This window comes from Acinetobacter sp. 231_lipA, assembly GCF_058243005.1.
This window is the reverse complement of record NZ_JBZAYU010000001.1, coordinates 2722976-2748667: the sequence shown is the minus strand read 5'-3', so window position 1 is coordinate 2748667 and position 25692 is coordinate 2722976. Positions and strand designations below refer to the sequence as shown.

Genomic DNA, 25692 nt, shown 5'->3' with positions numbered 1-25692 from the left:
ATTTAATCGTTATTGAGAAAAATATTTTAGCAAAGATAACATTTTAGCGCAGAAATAACATATGTGTTTCGTATATTCAGGTATAATCGCCCCGCGAATGCGGAGACTTCATTATGAGCAACTCAACTTCTACCCCAAACACTGGTTTAAGCTACAAAGATGCAGGTGTCGACATTGAAGCGGGCGACGCGTTAGTCGATCGTATCAAATCTGTCGCGAAGCGTACTACTCGTCCTGAAGTAATGGGCGGATTAGGTGGCTTCGGTGCACTTTGTAAAATCCCTAAAGGTTATGAAGAACCTGTTCTCGTATCTGGCACAGACGGTGTTGGTACAAAATTACGTTTAGCATTGAATTTGAACCGTCATGACACGATTGGTCAAGACTTGGTTGCAATGTGTGTAAACGATCTTCTTGTATGTGGCGCTGAGCCATTATTCTTCCTTGACTACTATGCAACTGGCCATCTTAATGTAGATGTAGCTGCAAACGTAGTTACTGGTATTGGTACAGGCTGTGAACTTGCTGGTTGTGCATTGGTTGGTGGTGAAACTGCCGAAATGCCTGGCATGTATGAAGGCGAAGATTACGACTTGGCAGGTTTCTGTGTAGGCGTAGTTGAGCAAAGCAAAATTATTGATGGCTCTAAAGTCAAAGCGGGTGACGTTTTAATTGGTGTTGCATCAAGTGGTGCTCACTCAAACGGTTACTCTCTACTTCGTAAAATTTTAGACGTGAAAAACGTTGACTTGACGCAAATCGTTGATGGTCGTCCACTTGCTGATGTTGCAATGGAACCAACACGTATTTATGTGAAGCCTATTCTTCAACTGTTAAAAGAAGTTGATGTACACGCAATGGCGCACATTACTGGTGGTGGTTTACCAGGTAACTTACCACGCGTATTGCCGAATGGTGCTCAAGCTGTTGTGAGTGAGGCAACTTGGGAATGGCCAGAATTGTTTAAACTTCTTCAGCGCGAAGGCGGTGTTGAACAGTTCGAAATGTATCGCACATTCAACTGTGGCGTAGGCATGGTCTTAGTTGTCGATGCTGCTGATGCTGACAAAACAGTTGAACGACTCAATAGCCTGGGTGAAAAAGCTTTCACTATGGGGCATATCGTAGACAATGCTGAGTCAGTTGAAGGCGCAGACGAAAAAATCCGCGTGGTATTCGCTTAATTCGTATGATTAAAATTGCTGTTCTGGTTTCAGGAAGTGGATCAAACCTTCAAGCCTTGATTGATGCCAATCTGTCAGGCCAAATTGTGGGTGTGATTTCCAACAAACCTGAAGCCTATGCGCTACAGCGTGCTGAAAATGCAGGTATTGCAACAGCGGTCATTGAACACAAACAGTATCCTCATCGTGAAGCTTTTGATGATGTCATGCATCAACAGTTACTCGATTGGGATGTGGACTTGGTGGTTCTTGCTGGCTTTATGCGTATTTTAAGTGAGAAATTTGTCAGTGCTTGGGAAGGGAAAATGATCAACATTCACCCTTCTCTTCTACCGCATTACAAAGGTATGCATACCCATCAGCGCGTCTTGAATACTGGCGATCAACTGCATGGCTGTACCGTACACTATGTGACGGCTGAACTCGATGCAGGTCAAGCTTTGGCACAAGGTGTACTGAAAGTTGGTTCACATGATAGTGTGAATAGTTTGGCCCAGCGCGTACATACGCTTGAGCATATCATCTACCCGCAAGTGGTAGAATGGATTTGTACACAAACGATTCAGCATACAGACCAAGGTGTTCTCTACCGCGGTACACTGATGCACGAGCCAATTCAGTTTTGCAAATTTTAAAAATAAAAAACGCCTCCTTGGAGGCGTTTTTTTTATGGCTGCTGAAAAGTACTATTAAACATTTTCTTGAATCAGCATCTTAATCAAAGCAACCGTTTCTTCTGGTCGCTCCAAAGGAAACATATGGCTTCCCTCAACGATTTGATAAGGAATGCCAAATTTCTTTTTCACTATTTGTGGAAACCCCGGACCAATAAAAGGACCTTTTTCAGCAATCATTAAATGCATCGGCACTTGTGGTTTGCACTGAGGTAGCCACCATAAAGAAGGATTGGTTCTGAAGATATGAACTTCATCCATTTTTGCAATCGTAAGTTCAACACCGCCACGGACGCGATCTTCCGTTAAAGCATAGTCAATATAAGCTTGAAAACAGTCTGGATCAAAGTCTTTATAAAAGCCTTTTGGACGTAGAAGTTCAGCTGCTTGCTCACGGCTCTCCCAATGGTCACGACGCCGTAAGGATAGCGCTGCTGGTGACATGGTATCGACCATTTTTAACTTCAACATCTTCGCAAAGTGTAATGCAAACGAGGCTTTGCCCATGATCAAAGGCGGGTCCATCATGATGACTTGTTCAAATAAATCAGGACGCTGTAACGCCGCCTGAAACGTCAGCACTGATCCTAATGAATGTCCCAAACCAATCACTTTACGACCCTGTGCCTGACGAACAATACTTTCAATCACTTGCTGAGTTAAGCTTTTCCAATGGTTATCAATCGGGTAGTTTTTATCTGGCCCTAATAAAGGGACATAGATCACATCATACTGATCTGACAGTAAATCAAATAATTTCTGATAGACCTTAGAAGGCACGCCATTGGCGTGCGCAAAATGAATTAAAGGTTTCATTGGAGTTTCGTGGTCTGTTCAGATTGCATTTGATTTGAAAGTGAAGATGCAAAACCAGCTCCCATCGATGCACCTAAACGGCCTAATACTGCATCTAGTGGGCTATGTACCACCGTATAATCCATCGCTTTATCGGTATTTAGTTCACGTTTTAAAGTATGTAAATTACCAATACGGTCCGCAATACCCAGTTTGACCGCCTGGTCCCCTGTCCAGAAAAGGCCTGAGAAAAGTGCAGGATCGTTCGACTTTAACTTTTTGCCACGACCTTGTTTCACAGCATTAATAAAATGCTCGTGTACATTATCAAGTACACCTTGAACATGTGCGCGCTGCGCAGGATTAACAGGTTGTGTCATTGACAATAAAGCTTTGTTTTGACCAGAGGTCATGGTGCGGTCTTCAACACCCAGTTTTTGCATGAGACCATTCACCCCATAGTTCGGCATAATCACACCGATTGAACCCACTAAACTCGAAGGATTCACCAAGATTTCGTCCGCAGCAGATGCGATATAGTAAGCACCTGATGCACCTGTATCACCAATCACCGCATACAATTTTTTATCGCTATGTGCTTTTTTCAAATATTGAATTTCTTGCCAGATTTCATCCGACTGAACTGGAGAACCGCCCGGTGAGTTAATATTGAGCACCACCGCTTGGCTTTGTTTATTTTCAAAAGCTTTCTTTAATGATTTAATCGTGTCATCACTGTTTACGCTTTGCTCATCAGCGGCAATGGTACCAACAATATCAACTACAGCTATATGTTTAGATGCAGTTGCATCCGTACCACTGGTCGAACAGCTCTTGGTCATGGCAATCAGAATAAACAAAAGGTAGGCAAAAGTTAGACATTTGAAAAAGATGCCCCAGCGACGTGCACGACGTTGTTCTTCAACGGAAGCTAAAACGGCTTTCTCTAAAAGTTTCCATTCATTTCCTGTCGGTTGTTCATGTACAGGCTGTTGTTTCGGCGTTTCATTTTCTGGTTTTGGTGGCCAATCGGACATATAACAATCCAAACTTGAATAAAATTGCCCTCATTATATACACTGATTTATACAAAACTGTCGAAACAGTTTATTTTAGCCTATAATATTTTATGTTTTTATCCACATGTACCATTGACTCTAAAGAATGACTAAAGCACAAGAGCAAAACTCGACTTATCGTTTACTGCATTTTGTAAGCAAACAACCTATTAAATTTGCACGTTTTTTTGCTAAGAGTTTAGCAGGCTTAGTCAATCTTTTAAAAATCAGTAAAAACAATGATGCTCTCAGACTCAACTTAAAAATTGCGCTGCCTGAGCTGAGTGATGAGCGATGCGAAGTGATTGCGAAGCAAGCAGTACGTAATGAACTGACCACCTATTTTGAGTTTTTTAGTATTTGGGGTTCAAGCAATCAGAAAAATATTGAACGCGTCCAAAAAGTACATGGCGAACATTTGCTACATCAGGCGCTTGCCGCTCAGAAAGGTTTAGTCTTAATCGTACCTCATTTTGGGACTTGGGAAATTATGAATAGTTATGTCGCCCAATTTACTGAAATGACCATTATGTATAAACCGGTCAAGGATCCTGGTGCTGACTTATTTGTTCGTGAGGCGCGCAGTCGTGAAGGCGCTCACCTTGTACCGACCGATGAATCGGGGGTACGCCAAATTTTTAAGGCGCTCAAACAAGGGGGGACGACCGTAATTCTGCCTGATCATACCCCAAAACAAGGCGGTGAAATGATTCCTTATTTTGGCTTTCCTTTAGCTTCAAGCAACCTGAGCGCCAAACTGATTCAAAAAACCAAAGCCAAGGCTTTACTGCTCTATGCTATTCGTAATGATGATGGCTTTGATATGTACATTGAAGAAATCAGCGAAAGTATTTATCAAGGTACAGCCAATGATGGCACCTTCGTCATTCACCAAGCCATTGAGGACTTGGTCCATCGTTATCCTGAGCATTATCATTGGACCTATAAGCGCTTTAAGGCCAACCCTAAACTTCGAGCACTGTATAACCTTCCCTTTAATGAGGCTGTGACACGTTTAGAGCAACTGCGTATGGAACAACAGACTCAGCCGACTGCAACCACTGTCGAGTCTGACGTTGTGCCGTCAGCTCAATAAACCCTGTAGACTGCGCAATAAAACCGATACTGCCTTGCTCTGCTGTTGTTAAGAGTGGGATCTTTAAAGCTTTCAAACGGGCTTGCGTTAATGTACTTGGATGTCCATAACGGTTATTAAACCCTGCTGAGGCAATTGCTAATTTCGGTTGATAATGTTTTAAAAATGCATAGGCTGAACTATGCCGACTGCCATGATGCCCCAAGACCAATACATCAACTTTTAAGTCCGGATAATCCTGTAATAATTGAAACTCGGTTTGCCAGCCAGCATCGCCCATAATCAGAAAATACTGATAAGGCTGTACATCCTTCACCTGTATATAGACCACACAAGATAGCTCATTTTGCTGATACGGCACTTGTGCAAATTGATTGGCTTTCGGCGACAAAATTTTGATTTCTACTTTTTCAGACCAGTGCCAGATCTGACCTTGTTGGCAATAGTTAAAGTTTGACGTAGTTGCCACATCCAATTGCTGATTAGAGTAAACTTGATTGATCGATAACTCATTTTTTAATTTGGCATAACTTCCACTATGATCTTGATCCAAATGTGTAAGTATTAGCTGATCTAACTGGCTCACGCCTTGCTTCGATAAAAATGGCTGAATAATCTGCTTAGCAACACTAAACTTCGATTCATCATAGGAGCCACCAACATCAATCATGGCATGCTGTTGCCCATGTTGCATATACACCGCTTGTCCCTGACCGACATCCAGTACGATCAACTCAAAAGGACGGTTTTGGCTACTGAACCCCAACAAAGGAATCAAACCTAGCACCAGCCATGATTTTGGTAGACTCGGTTTGGGCATAAAAACAATGATTGAGAGCACAATCAGTAAAATGACTTGCCAAGTATTGAGCGCAATCGGGTACAACTTAATCGGTAGTAGCGCATCCAATCCATTGAGTATGCCCAATAAAAATACCAGCACCCAATCTGCCAACTGAAACAAAAGGCTGCTCAGCGGTTCGAAAAGATAAAAAGTAAATGCTGCCAAAACCTCCAGTGGTACAACCAGTAAACTGATCAGTGGAATAGCGACAAGGTTACTGATTGGGCTCACCCATGAGACTTGCTTGAAGAAAATAATCACCAAAGGCATCAAAGCCACAAATATTTTCCACTGCGACTCAACCAAAAGTTTTAGGCTAAAAACGAGTTTTTTCTGCCAAGACTGCGGGCGAGTTAAATCGAGCCGAATAGTGGTTTGATAAATGCGTAAAAGCACAAAGCACGCACCATAGGACAACCAAAAGGCCGCTGATAGAATTGAAAAAGGATCAAACAGTAAAAGGAGGGATGCACTCAATAAGAGTAACGTCAAAGCTGAAATTTTCTGCCTGAGCCAAATCAACACACTTAAGCAAAAACAACTGAGTAAAGTACGGAGTGCAGGAATCTCAAAACCGACAAAGGCACAATACAGCAATACGCAGCAACAAAATGGCAGTAACAATGCATAAGGTCGTGGGATTTTTAGAAAAATCTGTGGCCAATAACGATTCAGCACCTTTTGTAACAGCCAACACAGCATCACGGCAAAGATCAGCACATGTGGCCCAGAAATCGCTAATAAATGGCTAATGCCAAAGCGTTGAAAAAGTGCTGTCGTCTCCTTATCTAAGAAACTTTCATCCCCAGTCAGGAGTGCTAGAATTAAGCCCTTATGGCTTAAGGGCTGGCTATAAATAAAATGACGAATGTTTAATCGCTGATGTTCTATACCCAGTTGAATTTTATTGAGTACACCCTGCTGTTTTCTTAAATAATTGGTATAGCCTAATGCAGAAATTTCTGACTCAGACAAGGGGTGTATGTGCTTGAGTTTGAAACCAGACATGAGATTACGTTGCAGATACCACTGCTCAACATCGAATACACCTTGCACCGCATAACTATGCGCAGGACGTATTTCCCCTCTCAGTCGGTAGTATTTCCCAAGTTCCAAGACCGCTTGCTCATCCGATATTCGTTTTTGAAAACCCAGCCACTGCACTGGTTGCACATGTCGGTTCAAGACCTGTATTTCTTGCTGAATAGTCTCAGCACCCAGTTGGTTAATTTTTGCTATATAAACAATGACTTCAGCATCTTCAACTTTTGTTTCTTTATAGGCTAGACGCTGTTGCAAAGCTGATTGTGCATAATGATATCCCGTAGTTAAAAACAACATGGAATAAATCAATCCACATATAAACTGTAAAATAAGGGCGTGTTTGTGCTTAAAGAGAAAAAACTGTAACGGCAAAAGTACAATGACCAAAATCAGCGCTGGGTAAAAAAGGTGATTTAGAATAGGGACGGTCTGCCCCATCAATGCAATTCCTACAATCCAAGCAGCAGCATATAAAAGCTTCATTCTTTTATTCAATTATTTTTTTTATTGGCGCCATAATAAAGCCCACCGAAGTGGGCTTCAATAGATAGTGGCTTTATCTCATATTTTTATCGGCACTCAGCCTAGTCATTGACCCAAAGACCATCTTGCATATGCAAAATAGAATCGGCGGACTGAGCCAGTTGTTCATCATGCGTCACGATCAACATCGCCATATTGAACTCCTGACGTAAATCCATCAGCAGTTCAAAAATTTTGCTTGCTGTTTTCCGATCCAAGTTGCCTGTCGGTTCATCTGCCATCATTAATGCTGGCTTGGCCACCAATGCACGCGCCAATGCAACACGTTGACGTTCCCCACCCGAAAGCTCACCCGGTTTATGGGTTAAACGATGCGTCAATCCTACACGTTCGAGTAAATATTCGGCTTGCTTTTGTACATCTTTAAAGTTGGTGCCTTGACGTAACATCAGTGGCATTGCCACATTTTCCAAAGCCGTAAACTCAGGTAACAGATGATGAAACTGGTAAACAAAACCTAAGTGTTGGTTACGTAAATAACCACGCTCAGCTTCATTCAAACTGTCAAAACGACTGCCCTGCAAAAACACTTGGCCCGAACTCGGACGGTCTAAACCACCCAAGACATGCAACAAAGTACTTTTACCCGAACCACTCGACCCCACAATCGAGACAAATTCACCTGCTTTGACTTGTAAAGAGAGACCTTTAATCACCTCAACAGTCGACTTACCATCGGTAAAGTGCTTTTCAATATTTTGCGCTTCTAAAACAATTTTACTCATAACGTAATGCCTCCGCGGGTTGGATTTTTGCAGCACGCATTGCAGGATAAATTGTTGCAAGGAAACTTAAAATTAAAGACAGGGACACAATGGTTAATACATCTTGCCATCTTAAATACGATGGTAAGTAATTGATGAAGTAGGCATCAAACAGATGCAGTCCCATCACGTTGTTTAACCAACCCACAAAACCACTAATTCCAGAGGCGAAAACAATGCCGAGAATCGCACCCGACACCGTACCAATCACACCAATAATCGTGCCCTGAACCATAAAAATACGAGTAATGGTCGCAGGTGAGGCGCCAAGGGTACGTAATATGGCAATATCCGATTTTTTATCGGTCACAACCATCACCAAGGATGACACAATATTAAATGCAGCCACCAAGACAATCAGGAAGAGTAATAAGCTCACCATAGCCTTTTCCATTTGGATCGCACTAAACAAATTGCCATGAGTATAGGTCCAATTCGAAGCATAAAAACCGCTTGGCAGATCCATCACAATTTCATCAGCCACTTTAGGTGCTGCAAAAATATCATCCAATTTCAAGCGAATGCCTTGCGCGCCATCAGGTAAGCGTAACAAAGTAGATGCATCATTCAAGGCAATGTAGCCCATCATCGAATCGACCTCAGCACCAATGCTGAAAATGCCCACAATTTTGAAACGTTTAAAACGCGGCACTACACCCGCAGGTGAAGGTGTTGCCTCCGGTAAAACCAAAGTCACACTATCATTTAACCCTAAACCTAAGGCATCGGTCATTTGTTTGCCTAAAACAATACCAAACTCACCTTTTTTTAAGTTATCAATACCGCCTTCAACCATGTGATCTTGGATAATCGAAACCTTTTTTTCATATTGAGGTTCGATCCCCGTGACCATAATTCCAGCCACTTGGCCTTGTGCCGTAAGCATCCCCTGCAATTGAGTAAACGGTGCTACGCCTGTGACGTGTTCCTTTGTCTCAATTTTTTTTGCAAGTTCAGGCCAATCTGTTAAAATTTGTGTTGAAGAAACAGTGGCTTGAGGTATCATTCCAAGTACACGTGTTTTCAGCTCTCGGTCGAAACCATTCATTACAGATAAGACTGTAATAAGTACAGCCACACCCAGTGTCAGACCGATCATCGAAACCAGTGCAATAAAAGAAATAAAGTGGTTGCTACGCCGTGCGCGAGTATATCTCAACCCTATATACAGCGAGATTGGTTTAAACATACCATCTAGTCCGAGGTCATAATTATGGAAAATTTACAGCATCAAAACGTTCAAACAGAACGTCGTGTGATGTCACGAATCGATGCGGCCTTGAGAATTAACTATCAGATCATTTCTGATGATGTTGCCCTGAATGACCCTTACGATCCTAATTTTGTTTTACCGCGCTATTTTCTACTACTCGCAGAATTAGATCAATTTGATCATGCACTAAACTACGAATTAGAACAATTATCTGAAAAAGATCAACAAATTGCTCGAATCTTATCCCTATTTAACCAGAAATTAAACCTGATCACGGGGTCTTTGTATGACACAATTGTACAAACCATGTTACCTACACCTGAACATGTGAATTTTTCTGAAAGTGGTTTGAGCTTTTATAGCGAAAAACAAGTTCAAGATGGTACCTATATCCACTTAACCTTGAGCCACCCTGAAAACTTCTTCCATATTGCAGCCATAGCGCAAGTGGTGTACAGCAATGAAGAGGAAAATGGTAAGTGCCGTACGGGAGCATACTTTATTACCTTACACCCGCAAGATCGTGTCAAGTTGGCCGACTGTATTTCTTTGGCTGTCGAAGATCATTAAAGCCAGAACCTTGGACTAGTTTTGGCTTTTTAACTTTTGGGCAAGTTTCCGACTTGCCTGAAGATCTTTATAAAAATAAACGAATAAACCTGACAATAAAACCACTGCACCCACAATCACCATCATCGAGAGTTTTTCTTGATTCAGCACAGCACCTACAAATAAAGCAATCATCGGCGTCATAACGGTAGTCAGCGATAAAGTCGTGGGTTGAATTTTCTGCACCAATTTAAAATAACAGAACATCGCAATCAATGACGCCATGATGACCGTATATAGCAGCGCCAAACAAGTTTTCAAATCGGGAATTTGCTGCGGTGCATACTGCCAAATAAACGGCACAATACATATAGCCGCCAATGTCGACACCAAAATTGAACCTGTCGCTTGTGCAACGGGTTCAATATTCGCATTGACTTTTTTCACCCAAAAAATAGAGGCTGCATAAGAAAATACACTCAGTAACATCAACCCAATCCCAAACGGATGGACATGCTGTGCTGTACCTGCAAGGCAAATGATCGCAAGTCCCAGCAGTGCAATACACATCCCAAGCCACTGCATCGCACTCAAATAGGTCTTAAAGTAAAAACATCCGATCAGCCCTGCCATAATCGGTGCTAAGCCAAACATCAATGCAATCATGCCTGAACTAATATAGTTAGTCGCAACATAGGTAAAAAACTGGGAACCAATCAAGCTAAAAGAACCAGCCAAATAACTATGCCAAGCAACTTTATCGATGGGGAACTGTCGCTTTAAGACCAGTAACAAACAAATCGCCAAAGGCAACGCGATGAAAAAACGTAATACCAACGCCCACAGCATATGTAAATCGGTCACACTCCACACAATCGCTAAAGGCGTTGTGGACCAAATAAAAACCAATAATCCATAGGTTGCCATCAGATTGGCTTTAGAAGACATAATCAGCTCGATGCTAAATGGCGGTTTTGCGTTTTTGCTTTTGAATGGTTTGGTCTAAAGAACTAGAAAATTCGCGTTTATCACGCTCAGAAATAGGCGGTGGCCCACCCGTATTTACACCTGCGCCACGTAATGAATCCATAAAATCACGTAAATGTAGGCGGGCTTTAACATTCGCGGTAGTATAGATTTCGCCACGCGGATGAATTGCGATTCCACCCTTTTCAATCACCTGTGCCGCCAGCGGAATATCTTGTGTCATCACAATATCATTCTCTTTCATGCGTTCGATAATTTCTTTATCAGCGGCATCGGCTCCACTCATCACTTGAATTGAATTTATACGAACGGAAGGCGTAATCCCGACATTTTGATTGGCCACAAAGGTCACTTCAAGCTGATAACGATCTGAAGCACGTAAAATCACTTCACGTAAAATTTTAGGCAATGCATCTGCATCGACCCAGAGTTTAAATGGCAGCACTGCACATCCATAAACAAAAGAAACTGCCTTAGTCTAACAAACTCAGTGCTTGAGCATAATAGATAAAACCGCTCAAAATCCCTAATACAAAGCTTGTGTCATACTTCTTAAGTATCACAAGGAAATACTTTGTTCTTTTGTCTGTCAAATAAAGTAAGGCTTTAGTCTTTTTTGATGATTTTCCAGTAAAAATAAAATATAGGACTTGAAATATAGAAATAACCCTCGATTTAATAGGGATATATAACCTCATTCAATCGTGCATATGAACAATCAAAATAGTCCAGAAATAATCACCATTGATGACCAAAACTTTGGTAGCCACGTCGAGCATTGGAATTTACTCACAGATAACCCTGCACAAGATGTCCCTAAATGGTTAGGTTTAGCTTTAAATGCACCAATCATGCCGATGGGTTTATGCCAGACTGAACAAGATATGGATGCAGATTGCTGGCTCATTCAAGGTCCAAGTCAAGCGGCTGTTCAGCTGACTCAAGTCATCGCGGTTGAAGACAATAAACCCAAGGCTGTTAAAACTGCATTTCCAAGTTTTAATAGCCCCTATAAAGTGTCTGCTGTGGTTGAACGCATCATTCGCGGTCAATCCAACACACAAGCCGTTTTACGTTTAAACTTAGGCAATAACAGCATCGTCTACGCTTATGACAGCCTGTATAGCGTCAATCATGCTCAATACCAAAAAGACCAAACCTATATTGCACATCTCAATGCATGGGCATATGAACTAGAAGCAGTCGCAGAGCACGAGCAACTGGTGGTTGATGACCCTGCATCGATTAAACATCATCGTGCCTTGAACGATATTTTGGCAGCAAACAATGGCATTGCTCCTGCAAACCTACAAGAACAGATTGATGCATGGGAACCAAAGTCAGATGACGACAAAGAACCTGTGACTGTCGATTTTTCAAAAATGGTCGCTTATTTGTATGGCGAAAAGATCGGTCAGGAAGATGAAGCATGGTTCCAAGGGAATATTGTTGGCAAAACCAGCATGCAATTTATGGAACAAGACTACACTCTGCTTGATGTTGCCTTGATTCATGAAGACAACCAACCTGCAACACTGATTCGTATTGCCACTAAAAATCCAGAGTATGCCAACTTTAATATCGGACAATACATTCGCGGCAATATTTGGATTCAAGCCAATATTTATGCATTAAATCAATAATTTATAAAAATAAGCCGACGTAAACTATGCAAGATCGATGTATAGGCTGCGTTGGCTTCTTTATTTATATCAGTACGATTTATTTTAATTTGAATTCATTTGTATAAAAATTATCCACATATGTTATTATCTCTTAGTATTTTAAATTCATTTAAAAGAACTTTTATCCACAGTTTTAAATTCAATTATCTTATTTTAACGATGAATAATAAAATCCTAAGTTCTTTGACTTTCAGATAGTTAGTTATTGGTAGCTGCTGGCTTCTAGGTTAACTCAGCATAAACTTGAATATTTAAGTGATTATGTATAGTGGAAATCTGATTATTTTTAATTAGTACTTTATTTAAGCATTTTTTTATGTTAAAAATACAAACATGCAATAGGATTTTAACGATAATTAAATCGGAATAAAAACTTCCATGAAAATTATGCAAGAAGAAAATATACAGCATGTTGAACATCAATTAGAAAAGCGCTATCAGCTTGACGCTTATTCGTGCATGTTTTTTGTGTTAGGCATGATGATTTCTGCCTACTTCTTACATCAGTTCATCCTGTAACTGATTTCACGTCGCAGCCCAATTCAAAAAAGCCAACTTTGTTGGTTTTTTTATGCCTAGATTATCTGCTACGCCGTATCACTGGATCATTCTTTCCATGTTCTACGCAACATGGCACCCACAAAATTACTTGTATCTCATAAGCAGAGTTGCTTCCCTCCCCCTTAGTTGTCGCACTCACCTACCACCGCACAAGTTGGTGAAAAGTTTTAAACATTGAGACATACAATAAAAAATAGCAATTTTAGGTATAAAAAAACCTGCAAGTCTAAACTTACAGGCCTCTGAAAATACTATAAAAATTAGAATAAACGATTCATACCATTTAAAGTCGCTACACGATATGCTTCAGCCATCGTCGGATAGTTAAACGTCGTTTCTACGAAATAATTGATGGTATTGTTTGGACTATTCATCACCGCTTGACCAATGTGAATAATTTCCGAAGCGTTATTACCGAAGCAATGTACACCCAGCACTTCCAAAGTCTCACGGTGGAATAAAATTTTCAACTCACCCACTGTGTCACCTGTAATTTGCGCACGCGCCAAATGACGGAACGAAGCCTGGCCGACTTCATACGGAATTTTTTCTTCGGTTAACTCTTGTTCAGTTTTACCAATCGAAGAAATTTCTGGAATGGTATAAATTCCTGTCGGAATATCAACCACAGGCTCTACCCCCACTTCACCGCTCATGTTTGCACCTGCACAACGACCTTGGTCATATGCAGCAGAAGCCAGTGAAGGCCAACCAATCACATCACCAGCAGCGTAAATGTTTTCCACTTCGGTTTGGTATTGATCGTTGACTGTAATTTGACCACGGCTGTTTGGCGTAATACCCACATTTTCTAGACCTAAGCCATCCGTATTTCCAGAGCGACCGTTACACCACAAAATAGCATCTGCTTTAATTTTCTTACCGCTTTGTAAATGTAGCACCACGTGATCATCATACGTTTCAAGATGATCAATCTGCTCATTATGGCGAATCAAGACCCCTTGTTGACGTAAGTGATAAGACAAAGCATCAGAAATTTCATCGTCTAGATAACTCAGCAATTTGTGCTGTGTATTAATCAAGTCAACTTTATGATCGAGTCCAATGAAAATAGACGCGTATTCACAGCCAATCACACCCGCACCATAAATGATGATTTTTTGGATCGAATAATCAAGGTCTAAAATTTTGTCCGAATCGAATACACGCGGATGATTAAAATCAAGCGCCGCAGGACGGTATGGACGGCTACCCGTTGCAATCACGATTTGTTTGCACATGATCGTTTCTTTGATGCCTTCAGGGCTAAACACTAAAACCGTATTTTGGTCTTGAACATAGGCACGACCATGGTAAATATCAATTTTATTGCGGTCATAAAAACGTGAGTGTGTATCAACCTGTTGTTGAATCACTTTATGTGCATTTTGAAGCACTTGCTTCATTGTAAACTGACGCCAGTCACCCATTTTTTTAAACATTGGGTCGCGGCGATAACGGATAATACTCGATACCGTTTGACGTAAAGCTTTACTTGGAATGGTCCCCACATGGGTACAGTTACCACCGAGCTGCTCACGTACATCCACAATCGCAACACGCTTTCCAGATTTGGCAAGTTTCATTGCCGCGCCTTCACCCGCAGGGCCTGAACCTAGAACGACCGCATCGTACTTAACGAAAGTTCCACCAACGACCTCTTTTTTACGTGGCATTCAACGCTCCTTCTTCAAAAACTTATTACTTATCTTGGGCATATTATGACGTAATTGCAGGCAATTTGCTGTATTTAGCTTACATATATTAAGTGATAACCACATTTAGTAAATGAATAGTATTTCCGCCCTATCAATTCGCATTTCCGCTATACTAATACTGCTATTTTTAGCATCTCCCCCGTCAAAAACAGTGGAATAGTTGAATATGTCTGAAAACCGTAAACCTGAGCAGGGTATCAAACTTCGTGGCGCAGAAAAGGTCGCGCGTATACCTGTAAAAGTTATTCCTACGGTTGAAACGCCACGTAAGCCGGATTGGATTCGCGTGAAAATGGCAGCACCCGAAGAAGTGCAACGCATTAAATCAACCCTACGTGAACAAAAACTTCATACCGTTTGTGAAGAAGCTGCATGTCCAAACCTACCTGAATGTTTTGGTGGCGGTACTGCAACCTTTATGATTATGGGTGACATTTGTACACGTCGTTGTCCTTTCTGCGACGTGGCACATGGCCGTCCAAATGCACTTGACGCAGACGAACCACGTCACATGGCTGAAACAATTTCAAACTTAGGTTTAAAATATGCCGTGATCACGTCTGTAGACCGTGATGACTTACTTGACGGTGGCGCACAACACTTTGTTGACTGTATTAAAGAAGCACGTGCATTAAGCCCGAATACTTTACTTGAGATTTTGGTACCTGACTTCCGTGGTCGTATGGACATTGCGCTTCGCATTATGACTGAGTGTCCACCTGATGTGTTTAACCACAACATTGAAACGGTACCGCGTTTATACAAAGCGATGCGTCCAGGTTCAGACTACCAACACTCTTTAAATCTATTGAAAATGTTTAAAGAATATTGCCCTGACGTTCCAACCAAATGTGGTTTGATGGTCGGTATTGGTGAAACTGAAGAAGAAGTCATTTCACTTTTAGATGATTTGCATGCACATGGCGTTGACTATGTAACAATTGGTCAGTATTTACAGCCTTCTAAAGAGCATGCGCCGATTGACCGCTTCGTTACACCAGAAGAGTTTGAACGCTACACTGCGCATGGTCAAAAGTTGGGCTTTAGAAATATTTGGGCAGCGCCGATGGTTCGTTCAAGCTACTTCGCTGACCGTCAATACTATGGCGAACCTGTACCAGCAGTACGTCGCAAAGCAGATCCTGCGAAAAAGATTGCGGTCCAAACGATTGAAGCTTAATTTGCTGTGGTGTTAAACAGTTAAAACGCAAGAATTAAAAGCCCTCATATGAGGGCTTTTTTTATTACGATCTTCGTTCTTTATATTTTTCAATTACGTATTCATACATTTCTAACACAGTCATTGTTCAATAAACATCCTAATCTAATTCAAAGTCTAAAATAATCGTGATGCTACACATCACATCAAATTCATTTTATTACACCTTTTTAGTCTACGTTTTGCCTTATTTTCCGTGGAATTCTATAAAACGTATGACTGACCTCACGGTGTAAACAACGGGAGGTTTCAATGGGTTTCATTTTCGCCATTCTGTTTTTAATCTGTATCCTCTGGGCTGTTTTTTATTTTGAACTCAGTCGCTTAATGGCAACTGCAATGATTATTTTTGCATCCCTCTTCGCTGCTATTTTTATCAGTCCGTGGTCATTACTTCTAGGTCTGCCCTTAATTATTCTCAGCCTGATTGTGGTTATTGATCCATTACGAAAGTCTTTAATCACGCAACCTGCCTATATAGCTTTAGCCAAAGCCATGCCGAGTATGAGCAGTACCGAACGCGAAGCATTGGATGCCGGCACTAGTTGGTGGGAAAAAGAATTATTTATGGGTGCGCCTGACTGGAAAAAATTTGATGGTTATGTCTATCCAACTCTGTCCGCTGAAGAGCAATCCTTCTTAGATCATGAAGTTGAACACCTTTGTGGTTTACTCAATGAATGGGAAATTCATCACCACTTAAAAGATCTTCCTGTTGAGGCATGGCAATACATCAAAGAACAAGGCTTTTTAGGTTTAATTATTCCCAAAGAATACGGCGGTCGTGCGTTTAGCTCCTTTGCACAAAGCCGAATCATGAGCAAAATTTCTTCACGTTCACTGACCACTGCGGTCAGTTGTATGGTGCCCAACTCTCTAGGCCCAGGTGAATTGCTTTTACATTATGGAACTGAGGAACAAAAACAACGCTACTTACCAGGACTCGCTAAGGGTGAAGAAATCCCCTGCTTTGGTTTAACCAGTCCTGAGGCTGGTTCAGATGCGGGTGCAATCCCTGATACAGGCGTGGTCTGCTATGGCGTGTTTGAAGGCCAAGAAGTACTCGGTTTACGTATGAATTTTTCAAAACGCTGGATTACACTGGCGCCTATTGCGACTGTGATTGGTCTCGCTTTTAAACTCTATGACCCTGATGGACTATTAGGCGATGCAAGCAAAACTGAATATGGCATCACCTGCGCATTATTACCTGCCAGTCATGACGGTGTCCAAGTCGGTGCGCGACATAATCCTGGTTCACCCTTTATGAATGGCACGGTCGATGGACAAGATGTTTTTATCCCACTCGATTGGATTATTGGTGGGGTGGAAAATGCAGGTAAAGGTTGGCGCATGCTGATGGAATGCTTAGCCGTAGGTCGTGGGATTTCCCTGCCAGCGCTCTCCACTGCTTCAGCTGAAATGGCCTATTTAAGTGTCGGTGCTTTTGCCAAAGTTCGCCAACAATTTAAAATTTCTGTAGGACATTTTGAAGGCGTGCAAGAAGCCACCAGTGATATTGCCAGCGGTGCGTATATGTTAGAAGCTTTTCGCTATATGGTGACTTGTGGTTTAAATGAAGGTGGAAAACCTGCTGTGATGACAGCTATGGCCAAATACTATGCCACCGAAACCATGCGTAAAATTGTCAATCATGGGATGGATGTCGTTGGTGGTCGGGCGGTACAAATGGGGCCACGCAATTTTTTAGCACTGAATTATCAGGCCATCCCCATTTCAATTACCGTTGAAGGGGCCAATATTTTAAGCCGTTCTTTAATGATCTTTGGTCAAGGCTCAATGCGCTGTCATCCTTATTTATATGAAGAGCTACAACTCCTCCAAGCAGAAGATACAAAGGCAGCTTTAGCGCCTTTCGATACGCTACTTTTTAAACATTTGGCTTATACCTTTAACCGAACAGCCCGTTCATTCAGTTATGGCATATTCGGTGGCCCTTCAGATGCTTCCGCACAGACAGATGCTTTCTCGCGTCCTTTTTACAAAACCATTAACCGTTACAGTGCAAACTTTGCTTTAACCGCAGACCTGTGTTTAGGCTTACTTGCAGGCGATATTAAACGCAAAGAAATGCTTTCAGGGCGTTTGGCTGACATTCATGCCCATCTATTTATCGCGACCGCTATTTTGAAGTTTTATGAAAAAGGACAACGTAGTGAGGTGGAACAACAGCATGTTCAACTGGCTTTAGAAAAAGCATTTGTCCAAATTCAAGATGCATTTGATGGACTATTCGCAAACTTTCCTATGCGAGCCGCAGCTTGTGTGGTCAAGTTCATCTGTTTCCCTTTTGGTCGTGTTGCCCAGCAACCAAGTGATCAGCTAAAAACGCAATTAGGACTTGCTATTATGGAAAATAATCCTTTCCGTGAACAACTGAAGCAGCATGTTTTTTATAATACCGATCCCAATGACGTCTTTGGGCGTATGGAAAATGCCTTCCAAGCAGCATTAAAGATTGATCCACTGTGGACGAAGTTTAAAAAAGCGGAGTCCAAAGGACAATTTGAAGGCTTAGATTTTGAATCACATATCCAACATGCGCTTGAAACAGGATTCATCCGCTCCGAGGAAGCGGATCAGTTGATTCATTACAATGCTCAACGCTTCGACAGTATGCTCACCGATATTTTCGATCATGAGCTTGAACAGACACTAGATTTAAAGAATCCCTACCATACAAAAGCTTCCGATATTCAACCATAACCCTCTCATCGGTTTTTGAAACTCCTAAAAGATAAAAGTCCGTTTACGGGCTTTTATTTTATCCACACAATATAAACCAAGACCTCAAAGCGAAGTTTTAAATCCAATACACGTTTAAACGATAGTAGAACTCTTCCACTTCCAAACGGACTTGATATCCCAGTTGGGTAAGTTCTGCTGAAAGATGACGAATATCTTCTAAGGGTAAATGTTTTGGCAATACGGTAAATACCGCAGTATTTCCCTGTTTCGCACTCTCCTCAATTAGTGAGGCTAAACGTAATTTATAGACTTCAATATCTAAATACGCTTGGTTGGACATAATTTTTGCCTGTTCGGCATTAATAAAAGCAGCCATCTTTTCCTCCAAATTCGCCCAAGTATTGACTATGAAACTAACGCAGAACAAAACAGCGTATAACGTGATTTGGTAACACTGTGTAGCCATTTCTTAGAGAAATAACAATAAGAATCAAATCTATTTAAAAAGGCAGCGACTACAATCCAAGTTTTTCTGTTCACCAAACTCACTTAGCGTTACAGAAAAAATAAATAAAGTTACCATCTATTTTATTTAAATAATAATTGTTATCATTTGCGATATCGTTTACTAATACACCAACTCTCTTCCATGAATAGCACCACTCAAATTGATGCCTTGGTTCATTCGGAAAAAGTCCGTCCGAAGCCTGCCAAAAAGAAGAAAGTCGACACACCACTTAGCTACCGTCTGATGGTGTTGTATCGATTTGCACTTGCCTTGCTTGGAGGTTATCTCCTTGCTGCACTCTCTGCATTAACCATTGCTAAAGTCTTTATTACAAATCCTGTGAATGCGGCCATGAGCGCCACACTCATTGCATTTTGTCTTAACTGTGCTGCCTTTATTTGGGTCTTTATGGTTCAAAAAACCTTAAAAGCAACGCTCGGCATTGCTGTGCCATGTATTGCACTGTATGCCCTACTCAAATTTTTAGGATAGTTTTTCAATGCGTGTTGATCAAAAAGCGGAAGGACCGCGCCAATCCATGTCGTGGTTGCATACATGGGCCAGTCTCATTTTAGGGTGGCTGCTGTATGCAATTTTTGTGACTGGAACCCTGAGTTTTTTCCAAAATGAAATTTCTACTTGGATGAAACCAGAAACACATCAATCTGTCCCCGCACAATCTCAAGTGCAACAAATGCAGGTCGCGCTCAACTATTTACAGAAAAACCACCCAGATGCAAGCAGTTGGAATATTCAACTACCCAACTCACGCCAAACCACAACTGAAGTGACTATTCGTGCCGTTGGTGAAGACCCGAAAGCACGTCGTGGTGGAACACGCCTCACCTTAGACAGTGCGACTGGTGAAGTGATTGAACCACGGGATACGCGTGGTGGTGGATTCCTATATCGTTTCCATTTTGAATTGTACGGTTTACCCCGCCTTTGGACGCGTTGGTTGGTCGGGATTGCCACCATGTTCATGTTGGTCGCAATTGTTAGCGGCATCATTACCCATAAAAAAATCTTTAAAGATTTCTTTACCTTTCGCTCTGGCAAAGGTCAACGCTCATGGCTAGATGCACACAACGCAACCGCTGTCTTTGCATTGCCTTTTCATCTAATGATTACCTTTAGTGGCCTACTACTGCTCATGTTTATGTTCATGCCTTGGGGAATTAACCAAGCGTATGAAAATCGACAACAGTTTTTACGTGACCAACAGGCCAGCATGATTGAACAGCCCCAAAAGGCTGAAGATGTGCAGCGCGAAGATCGAGGTCAACGCGAAGGCGAAAGAGCGGCTCGTGGAGAACGCGGACAGCAACGCGGTGAACATATAGAAGGTCGTGGTGAGGAACGTCCAAAACCCGAACTCCGCCCTGCGCCACTGACACACTTAGCACCAATTATGGTGGCGGTACAACAACAGTGGAAAGACAATCCAATTGCTTCAATTAACATTATTTCACCCAATACAGACCAAGCCAAAATTGAGTTGCGTGCCTTGCGTGCTGAAAGCGTCGCGCATCGCAATGTGTATGCAACCCTCAACTATAATGGGGTCACGGGTCAAGATGAAACGGATAAAAATATACGAATCAAAAATCCATCGATTCCAAGTGGCATATATAACGTGGTCACCGTCTTACACGAAGCGCGTGGCCTCGACTTAGCACTGCGTTGGTTATTATTCTGCTCAGGTATTTTAGGCACGCTCATGGTGGCGACAGGTCTGATCCTTTGGTGTGTAAAACGTGCACCCCAACAGCAGAAACAAGGCTATAAATCGTTTGGTTTCCGACTGGTTGAAGTCCTGAATATTGCGGCCATTATTGGTTTGCCTTTGGCCTGCGCGGCATATTTTTATGCCAACCGTTTCATTCCTGCAGATGTAGAAATGCGCCTGAACTGGGAAATTCGTAGCTTCTTTACCGTATGGTTACTCACGCTAATTTATGCCATTTTCCGTACCCACCGCCAAGCATGGTTAGACTTACTTTTATTGGCAACACTCGCTTTCGCCCTGCTGCCAGTGGTCAACTTGATGACAGGTGGTCAAGCTTTGTGGAACAGCATTGCGCAAGGCCAGTGGATGATTGCATCGGTTGATTTAGCCATGTGGGTAATGGCAGTGATCTTCTATTTCGCTTATGACAAAGTGAAAAAACATCAAGGTTTGCCGAATAAAAAAGTGAAAGCACCCCTTCAGGAGGCCGAAGCATGATTTGGTTTCTGATCATTTGGACTTTAGCAACTTTAGGTTTTTTTGCACTTGCCAGCAGTATGTCTAAACATCAAAAGCAAATCTTTAGCAAAGAACTGACACTTCAGCAAACACGCTTAGCAACCACTGTGGGTTGGTTACTGTTAATTGTTTCTTTGTTCATTTGCTTAACGCAAGGGCATTGGAGCACCGAAATCAGTTATTGGGTCGGCGTAATTAGCTTCGCTGCACTGTTTGTTGGACTTTGCTTAAGTTATTTTGAACAAAAAATTAAGAATATCGCTGTTTCAGTTTTACTCTTATTTATATTCAGCCTAACTTTGCACCTGATCTGAACCTAAAAGCCAATCTTCGGATTGGCTTTTTTACTTGAAAGCATTAGGCTATCCACAGTTTAAATCTTTGGTTATTTGTATGCCTAAATCTCCTAAAATTCCTGCTGAATTGGTCAACCTTGCAACAACAGGTAATAGTGACGCTCAATTTGAACTTGCTGAACTGTATATGCAAAGTGAAAATGAAGATGACATTACGTTTGCAGAAGAATGGGCGCTTAAAGCAGCAGCATTGGGTCATGTGGAAGCCATGTATTGGCTGGGTGAAGGTTATGCTTTTTATGCCAAAGAACTTCGCGAAGAAGATCCAAGCGAAGCTGAAACCTACTTTGGACATGCACATCACTGGTTAAAACAAGCCGCTGAACTCAAACACCCTACTGCAATATTAGAGTTGGCTGGTTTTTACCGTCGTGGTGATGTGGTTGAAAAGGATGGCGCTAAGTCGATTGAACTGGTACAACAAGCAGCGGAACTGGGTGAAGCTCAAGCCATGCGTGACTTGGCATTCATTTATGAAAATGCGCTAGGTGTCGATGCTGATGAAGCAAAAGCCAAATACTGGCACGACAAAGCAGATGCCGCAGAGCAAGAATAAGTAAAAAGCCCATCCTTTGATGTCATGCCAGTTAGTGAATAAACTGACTGGCATTTTTTAAATTTCATTCGATACGCCATAAGGTCATCCGCAACCTCAGCAAGATTAAAAGCAATGCTTTTATTTGCAGCGTAAGACGAAGTAGTCGCCTTTAAAATGAATTGTTTTTTGCAACAAAAGGCGCTCTGCATTCAGAAAGTAAACAGATTTTTCGGAAGACAAATGTTTTTGGTTCTTTTGCCGAAACAAAAGAACGCCCAAAAAATTGGACTTAAAACTTACGCACAAAAATAATCTCTAAATCCTGCTTCGGCACAAAATTCTTTTCTGTCATTTGAAATTGTGTCGAACTGATCTTTTTCACCTGACCCTTCCAACAAAATGAAACCAGCTCATTCGGGTCACGCTCAATGGTCAGTTTAAAACTTTGAATAGGTTTCGCCCAATTTGCACCCGTTTTTAAGATATAGCCCAAGGCTTGATAAGGTGCATATTGCGACTTGGCCTTTTTCAAACCTGCTTTAAAGTTTTGATCCATACAATAGATCTTCTCATCCTCTTCAGGATATAAAGAGACCGAACCACCGACCAATGGCATATATTCATGTTGTACATGGGTCAACGCATTGGCCTTAAACTTCTGCTGCCAACTATAAATAATTTGCGATTCCCAATAAATTTCATCATCCGCCTGATAGGGCTTTAAAAGCTGCTGCACTGTTTTGTCCTGACAACGATACAAACGCTGATTAAGCGTAGAGTCTTGTTGCAATAACCACGGATACATCAAATCTCGATCGGAAAAACCACATTTTTTCAAACCCGTAGTCACATCGACAACTTCGCCATTGGAATTGAAGTCCCCACTTGCTGTTAAAGCGGGTAAAAATGCACGCACATGCGTTTCTGGCTGAATCTTTTGTGCATTGGCTTGTACTTTAAAGCTTTGAATCAATTGTTCGGTATGCGCAAAATCGCTTTCACGCGAACTGCCCACACGCGGCAAGGGAAATAAAACAGTTTCCGTAATATCTTGAGTTGTAAGATTTTTAAATTGGTAATTCACCCGAATGATGTTTTTACTGATAAACAAATCTTCACTTTGCATACTGATTTTTGGATTTTTCAGATATTGCACACCGCCCGTTGCCACAAAACCCGTGCTGTCATTCGCACTGATCTGCATAGAGATGAACACACATAGTCCAAGGATTTTTTTCATTTAATGCCTCCTTTTCATGTTTATTGTGCTGTTTCCATGCGAGCGCTTGAATGATCAAGCACGATCACTTGTCGGCAGATGCCCTCGACTTGACGTTGCTGTTCAAATACAGATGCAGGCATCGCATCAAAACTATCAAAGAAACAGATTTCCTGCTCATCTATAGAATAAACCAGTGAATGATTTCCAATGCCATCTAAAGTATCATAATAGACAATGATAAATTTATTTTGCTCAAATGCCTGTTGAATTTGTTGGTAATTGATGGCCGCTAAAACTGGCAGGTTTAGTTGCTCAGCTTCTGCATAACTCAATTTTTCTTGTGCTTGAAGCTCTGGGTCTTCATCAGTATAAAATTGAACATCAAAGCCAAATTTCTTTAATCCGACTGCCAAGCCAATGGTTGTCGTTCCGTTTTCTGCATCGTAACCACAGACCTCTATCAACTGTTCAATATCCGCATCGATATATAAATGCTGGAGTAGCATCCATACCGCATAAATACCGCCATTAGCTTCAAGGTTCATTAAGGATTCAGGGATATTCAAAGCCATAACACAATTCAAAAAAGATGATTGTGTTGATAATAAACAAAACATCGTTGGAACTGAATCAATTTCCAAGTACAATACTTCGCTAGTCGAGGGATGCTGCGACTTTTTCACAGGTACATAAATGTGAAATCGCTAGGCTCGACGATCCGGTTCAAATCCCTTTTGAATCAACAACGGCATCCGCGAACTGAATGATCAATTTTTTATATTAGGAGATCGTGATGAACGCGGTTACTGCTTCATTTACAGATTACAAAGTTGCTGATATTTCACTCGCTGACTACGGCCGTAAAGAAATCAAACTTGCTGAAGCAGAAATGCCAGCACTTATGGGCCTACGTAAGCGTTATGCTGCTGCAAAACCACTTGCTGGTGCAAAAATCCTTGGTTGTATCCACATGACCATTCAAACTGCGGTTCTTATTGAAACCCTAGTTGAATTAGGCGCAGAAGTTCGCTGGACCTCTTGTAACATCTTCTCGACTCAAGATCATGCTGCTGCTGCAATTGCGGCTTCTGGTGTTCCTGTATTTGCTTGGAAAGGCGAAACTGAAGAAGAATACATGTGGTGTCTTGAACAACAAATCAATGTAAATGGCACACCTTGGGATGCCAACATGATTTTGGATGATGGTGGTGATTTAACCCTCCTTGTTCATGAAAAATACCCTGAAGTAATTGCAAAAATTCACGGCGTAACTGAAGAAACGACTACAGGTGTTCAACGTCTGTATGAAATGCTTCGTGACGGTACTTTGAAAGTTCCTGCAATCAACGTCAACGATTCAGTAACTAAGTCTAAAAATGACAACAAATATGGTTGCCGCCACTCACTGAATGATGCCATCAAACGCGGTACGGATATGCTTTTATCTGGTCGTCGTGCGCTTGTGATCGGTTACGGTGACGTAGGTAAAGGTTCTGCGCAATCACTTCGTCAAGAAGGCATGATTGTACGTGTCACTGAAGTCGATCCAATCTGTGCGATGCAAGCATGCATGGACGGTTACGAAGTTGTATCTCCATACAAAAATGGCGTACAGACTGGTAAAAAAGAAGATGTAAATGCAGACCTTCTTCAAAATACTGACCTGATCGTAACAACAACAGGTAACTACCACGTATGCGACGCTGCAATGCTTGATTCATTAAAAGCAGGCGCTGTGGTATGTAACATCGGTCACTTTGACACTGAAATCGACACCAACTACTTACGTGGTTACAAGTGGGTTGAAGTGAAGCCACAAGTTCACCAAGTTTATCGTTCAGAAGATGAAAATAACTACTTGATCCTTCTTTCTGAAGGTCGTTTAGTTAACCTAGGTAATGCAACGGGTCACCCATCACGTATTATGGATGGTTCTTTTGCCAACCAAGTACTAGGTCAAATGCACTTGTTCGCTGAAAAATTTGCGGATCTTGCAGAAGATCAGAAGCAAGCCTCGATTCGCGTAGAACTACTTCCTAAAAAATTAGATGAAGAAGTTGCGGCAGCAATGGTTGCAGGCTTTGGTGGTGTTTTGACTCAACTGACTCAAGTACAAGCAGATTACTTGGGCGTTGCTGTTGAAGGCCCATTCAAGTCAGATACTTATAAATACTAAG

General features: G+C 41.7%; 24 protein-coding genes. 13 read left to right on the top strand and 11 right to left on the bottom strand.

Annotation, left to right across the window (positions count from 1 at the left end):
- The first annotated feature begins 113 nt into the window (after positions 1–113).
- On the top strand, positions 114–1184 hold the full coding sequence (gene purM / locus AC4CUX_RS13455) for a phosphoribosylformylglycinamidine cyclo-ligase (protein ID WP_151836594.1): 1071 nt from the start codon (positions 114–116) through the stop codon (positions 1182–1184).
- 5 nt (positions 1185–1189) lie between these two features.
- Positions 1190–1819, top strand: a complete 630-nt coding sequence (purN, locus tag AC4CUX_RS13450; protein WP_125273060.1) for a phosphoribosylglycinamide formyltransferase — start codon at positions 1190–1192, stop codon at positions 1817–1819.
- A 54-nt stretch (positions 1820–1873) separates the two neighbouring features.
- On the opposite strand, the gene AC4CUX_RS13445 is transcribed toward purN, so the two are convergent.
- On the bottom strand, positions 1874–2674 hold the full coding sequence (locus AC4CUX_RS13445) for an alpha/beta fold hydrolase (RefSeq protein WP_279690738.1): 801 nt from the start codon (positions 2672–2674) through the stop codon (positions 1874–1876).
- Positions 2671–3690, bottom strand: a complete 1020-nt coding sequence (gene sppA, locus AC4CUX_RS13440) for a signal peptide peptidase SppA (RefSeq protein WP_148826360.1) — start codon at positions 3688–3690, stop codon at positions 2671–2673. The genes AC4CUX_RS13445 and sppA overlap by 4 nt, the downstream gene beginning before the upstream one ends.
- A gap of 127 nt (positions 3691–3817) precedes the next feature.
- On the opposite strand from sppA, the gene AC4CUX_RS13435 reads away from it, so the two are divergent.
- On the top strand, positions 3818–4807 hold the full coding sequence (locus tag AC4CUX_RS13435) for a lysophospholipid acyltransferase family protein (protein WP_201950859.1): 990 nt from the start codon (positions 3818–3820) through the stop codon (positions 4805–4807).
- Here the strand turns inward: AC4CUX_RS13435 and AC4CUX_RS13430 are convergent.
- The 3 genes from AC4CUX_RS13430 to AC4CUX_RS13420 all read right to left on the bottom strand — a co-directional run bounded on the left by AC4CUX_RS13430 (position 4707) and on the right by AC4CUX_RS13420 (position 9191).
- Positions 4707–7178: a DNA internalization-related competence protein ComEC/Rec2 gene (locus AC4CUX_RS13430; RefSeq protein ID WP_262469847.1), complete on the bottom strand. Its 2472-nt coding sequence runs from the start codon at positions 7176–7178 to the stop codon at positions 4707–4709. The two genes, AC4CUX_RS13435 and AC4CUX_RS13430, sit on opposite strands and share 101 nt — an antisense overlap.
- Positions 7179–7279: 101 nt before the next feature.
- On the bottom strand, positions 7280–7963 hold the full coding sequence (gene lolD / locus AC4CUX_RS13425; protein ID WP_004693913.1) for a lipoprotein-releasing ABC transporter ATP-binding protein LolD: 684 nt from the start codon (positions 7961–7963) through the stop codon (positions 7280–7282).
- The gene (locus AC4CUX_RS13420; protein WP_004693914.1) at positions 7956–9191 is read right to left on the bottom strand and encodes a lipoprotein-releasing ABC transporter permease subunit; all 1236 of its coding nucleotides are present in this window, start codon (positions 9189–9191) and stop codon (positions 7956–7958) included. The genes lolD and AC4CUX_RS13420 overlap by 8 nt, the downstream gene beginning before the upstream one ends.
- Positions 9192–9215: 24 nt before the next feature.
- Between AC4CUX_RS13420 and AC4CUX_RS13415 the strand changes: the two genes are divergently transcribed.
- A complete protein-coding gene (locus AC4CUX_RS13415; RefSeq protein WP_201950856.1) occupies positions 9216–9785 on the top strand; it encodes a PilZ domain-containing protein in 570 nt (189 codons plus the stop codon).
- Between the two features lie 15 nt (positions 9786–9800).
- Here the strand turns inward: AC4CUX_RS13415 and AC4CUX_RS13410 are convergent, their stop codons facing one another.
- Complete coding sequence (locus AC4CUX_RS13410; protein WP_201950841.1) at positions 9801–10712, bottom strand: DMT family transporter; 912 nt, start codon at positions 10710–10712, stop codon at positions 9801–9803.
- Positions 10713–10725: 13 nt separating this feature from the next.
- Positions 10726–11196, bottom strand: coding sequence for a YaiI/YqxD family protein (locus AC4CUX_RS13405; protein ID WP_004693920.1), 471 nt, complete (start codon positions 11194–11196; stop codon positions 10726–10728).
- Positions 11197–11461: 265 nt separating this feature from the next.
- Here AC4CUX_RS13405 and AC4CUX_RS13400 point away from each other — a divergent pair, with 265 nt between their 5' ends.
- Together AC4CUX_RS13400 and AC4CUX_RS13395 are read left to right on the top strand one after the other, a co-directional pair.
- Positions 11462–12394, top strand: a complete 933-nt coding sequence (locus tag AC4CUX_RS13400; RefSeq protein WP_201950838.1) for a hypothetical protein — start codon at positions 11462–11464, stop codon at positions 12392–12394.
- 420 nt (positions 12395–12814) lie between these two features.
- Positions 12815–12955, top strand: a complete 141-nt coding sequence (locus AC4CUX_RS13395) for a hypothetical protein (protein WP_004693924.1) — start codon at positions 12815–12817, stop codon at positions 12953–12955.
- 302 nt (positions 12956–13257) lie between these two features.
- Here the strand turns inward: AC4CUX_RS13395 and sthA are convergent, their stop codons facing one another.
- Positions 13258–14673: a Si-specific NAD(P)(+) transhydrogenase gene (sthA, locus tag AC4CUX_RS13390; protein WP_004693926.1), complete on the bottom strand. Its 1416-nt coding sequence runs from the start codon at positions 14671–14673 to the stop codon at positions 13258–13260.
- Positions 14674–14881: 208 nt separating this feature from the next.
- Between sthA and lipA the strand changes: the two genes are divergently transcribed.
- Together lipA and AC4CUX_RS13380 are read left to right on the top strand one after the other, a co-directional pair.
- A complete protein-coding gene (lipA, locus tag AC4CUX_RS13385; RefSeq protein WP_004693928.1) occupies positions 14882–15895 on the top strand; it encodes a lipoyl synthase in 1014 nt (337 codons plus the stop codon).
- Positions 15896–16186: 291 nt separating this feature from the next.
- Complete coding sequence (locus AC4CUX_RS13380; RefSeq protein ID WP_490792455.1) at positions 16187–18661, top strand: acyl-CoA dehydrogenase; 2475 nt, start codon at positions 16187–16189, stop codon at positions 18659–18661.
- A gap of 97 nt (positions 18662–18758) precedes the next feature.
- Here the strand turns inward: AC4CUX_RS13380 and AC4CUX_RS13375 are convergent, their stop codons facing one another.
- On the bottom strand, positions 18759–19019 hold the full coding sequence (locus AC4CUX_RS13375; protein ID WP_004980661.1) for a hypothetical protein: 261 nt from the start codon (positions 19017–19019) through the stop codon (positions 18759–18761).
- A 273-nt stretch (positions 19020–19292) separates the two neighbouring features.
- Between AC4CUX_RS13375 and AC4CUX_RS13370 the strand changes: the two genes are divergently transcribed.
- From AC4CUX_RS13370 to AC4CUX_RS13355, 4 genes are all read left to right on the top strand, one after another.
- Entirely contained in the window at positions 19293–19643 is a 351-nt protein-coding gene (locus AC4CUX_RS13370) for a hypothetical protein (RefSeq protein WP_126036008.1), read from the top strand.
- Between the two features lie 7 nt (positions 19644–19650).
- Positions 19651–21378, top strand: coding sequence for a PepSY-associated TM helix domain-containing protein (locus AC4CUX_RS13365; protein WP_151835893.1), 1728 nt, complete (start codon positions 19651–19653; stop codon positions 21376–21378).
- Positions 21375–21713: a DUF3325 domain-containing protein gene (locus AC4CUX_RS13360; protein ID WP_151835894.1), complete on the top strand. Its 339-nt coding sequence runs from the start codon at positions 21375–21377 to the stop codon at positions 21711–21713. Before AC4CUX_RS13365 ends, AC4CUX_RS13360 begins: the two co-directional genes overlap by 4 nt.
- A gap of 79 nt (positions 21714–21792) precedes the next feature.
- Positions 21793–22311 (top strand): tetratricopeptide repeat protein, encoded by a 519-nt coding sequence (locus AC4CUX_RS13355; RefSeq protein WP_171500545.1) that lies wholly within the window; start codon positions 21793–21795, stop codon positions 22309–22311.
- Between the two features lie 271 nt (positions 22312–22582).
- Here AC4CUX_RS13355 and AC4CUX_RS13350 read toward each other — a convergent pair whose 3' ends face one another.
- Complete coding sequence (locus tag AC4CUX_RS13350; RefSeq protein WP_201950833.1) at positions 22583–23533, bottom strand: DUF4424 family protein; 951 nt, start codon at positions 23531–23533, stop codon at positions 22583–22585.
- 20 nt (positions 23534–23553) lie between these two features.
- A complete protein-coding gene (locus tag AC4CUX_RS13345) occupies positions 23554–24087 on the bottom strand; it encodes a cysteine peptidase family C39 domain-containing protein (protein WP_114837006.1) in 534 nt (177 codons plus the stop codon).
- Between the two features lie 221 nt (positions 24088–24308).
- Between AC4CUX_RS13345 and ahcY the strand changes: the two genes are divergently transcribed.
- A complete protein-coding gene (gene ahcY, locus AC4CUX_RS13340) occupies positions 24309–25691 on the top strand; it encodes an adenosylhomocysteinase (RefSeq protein WP_125273045.1) in 1383 nt (460 codons plus the stop codon).
- The last annotated feature ends 1 nt before the right edge of the window (position 25692 follow it).

Excerpts from the sequence above, each read along its gene's own strand:
- purM (WP_151836594.1), top strand. The coding sequence starts at position 114 with ATGAGCAACTCAACTTCTACCCCAAACACTGGTTTAAGCTACAAAGAT.
- purN (WP_125273060.1), top strand. The coding sequence starts at position 1,190 with ATGATTAAAATTGCTGTTCTGGTTTCAGGAAGTGGATCAAACCTTCAA.
- AC4CUX_RS13445 (WP_279690738.1), bottom strand. The coding sequence starts at position 2,674 with ATGAAACCTTTAATTCATTTTGCGCACGCCAATGGCGTGCCTTCTAAG.
- sppA (WP_148826360.1), bottom strand. The coding sequence starts at position 3,690 with ATGTCCGATTGGCCACCAAAACCAGAAAATGAAACGCCGAAACAACAG.
- AC4CUX_RS13435 (WP_201950859.1), top strand. The coding sequence starts at position 3,818 with ATGACTAAAGCACAAGAGCAAAACTCGACTTATCGTTTACTGCATTTT.
- AC4CUX_RS13430 (WP_262469847.1), bottom strand. The coding sequence starts at position 7,178 with ATGAAGCTTTTATATGCTGCTGCTTGGATTGTAGGAATTGCATTGATG.
- lolD (WP_004693913.1), bottom strand. The coding sequence starts at position 7,963 with ATGAGTAAAATTGTTTTAGAAGCGCAAAATATTGAAAAGCACTTTACC.
- AC4CUX_RS13420 (WP_004693914.1), bottom strand. The coding sequence starts at position 9,191 with ATGTTTAAACCAATCTCGCTGTATATAGGGTTGAGATATACTCGCGCA.
- AC4CUX_RS13415 (WP_201950856.1), top strand. The coding sequence starts at position 9,216 with ATGGAAAATTTACAGCATCAAAACGTTCAAACAGAACGTCGTGTGATG.
- AC4CUX_RS13410 (WP_201950841.1), bottom strand. The coding sequence starts at position 10,712 with ATGTCTTCTAAAGCCAATCTGATGGCAACCTATGGATTATTGGTTTTT.
- AC4CUX_RS13400 (WP_201950838.1), top strand. The coding sequence starts at position 11,462 with ATGAACAATCAAAATAGTCCAGAAATAATCACCATTGATGACCAAAAC.
- AC4CUX_RS13395 (WP_004693924.1), top strand. The coding sequence starts at position 12,815 with ATGAAAATTATGCAAGAAGAAAATATACAGCATGTTGAACATCAATTA.
- sthA (WP_004693926.1), bottom strand. The coding sequence starts at position 14,673 with ATGCCACGTAAAAAAGAGGTCGTTGGTGGAACTTTCGTTAAGTACGAT.
- lipA (WP_004693928.1), top strand. The coding sequence starts at position 14,882 with ATGTCTGAAAACCGTAAACCTGAGCAGGGTATCAAACTTCGTGGCGCA.
- AC4CUX_RS13380 (WP_490792455.1), top strand. The coding sequence starts at position 16,187 with ATGGGTTTCATTTTCGCCATTCTGTTTTTAATCTGTATCCTCTGGGCT.
- AC4CUX_RS13375 (WP_004980661.1), bottom strand. The coding sequence starts at position 19,019 with ATGGCTGCTTTTATTAATGCCGAACAGGCAAAAATTATGTCCAACCAA.
- AC4CUX_RS13370 (WP_126036008.1), top strand. The coding sequence starts at position 19,293 with ATGAATAGCACCACTCAAATTGATGCCTTGGTTCATTCGGAAAAAGTC.
- AC4CUX_RS13365 (WP_151835893.1), top strand. The coding sequence starts at position 19,651 with ATGCGTGTTGATCAAAAAGCGGAAGGACCGCGCCAATCCATGTCGTGG.
- AC4CUX_RS13360 (WP_151835894.1), top strand. The coding sequence starts at position 21,375 with ATGATTTGGTTTCTGATCATTTGGACTTTAGCAACTTTAGGTTTTTTT.
- AC4CUX_RS13355 (WP_171500545.1), top strand. The coding sequence starts at position 21,793 with ATGCCTAAATCTCCTAAAATTCCTGCTGAATTGGTCAACCTTGCAACA.
- AC4CUX_RS13350 (WP_201950833.1), bottom strand. The coding sequence starts at position 23,533 with ATGAAAAAAATCCTTGGACTATGTGTGTTCATCTCTATGCAGATCAGT.
- AC4CUX_RS13345 (WP_114837006.1), bottom strand. The coding sequence starts at position 24,087 with ATGGCTTTGAATATCCCTGAATCCTTAATGAACCTTGAAGCTAATGGC.
- ahcY (WP_125273045.1), top strand. The coding sequence starts at position 24,309 with ATGAACGCGGTTACTGCTTCATTTACAGATTACAAAGTTGCTGATATT.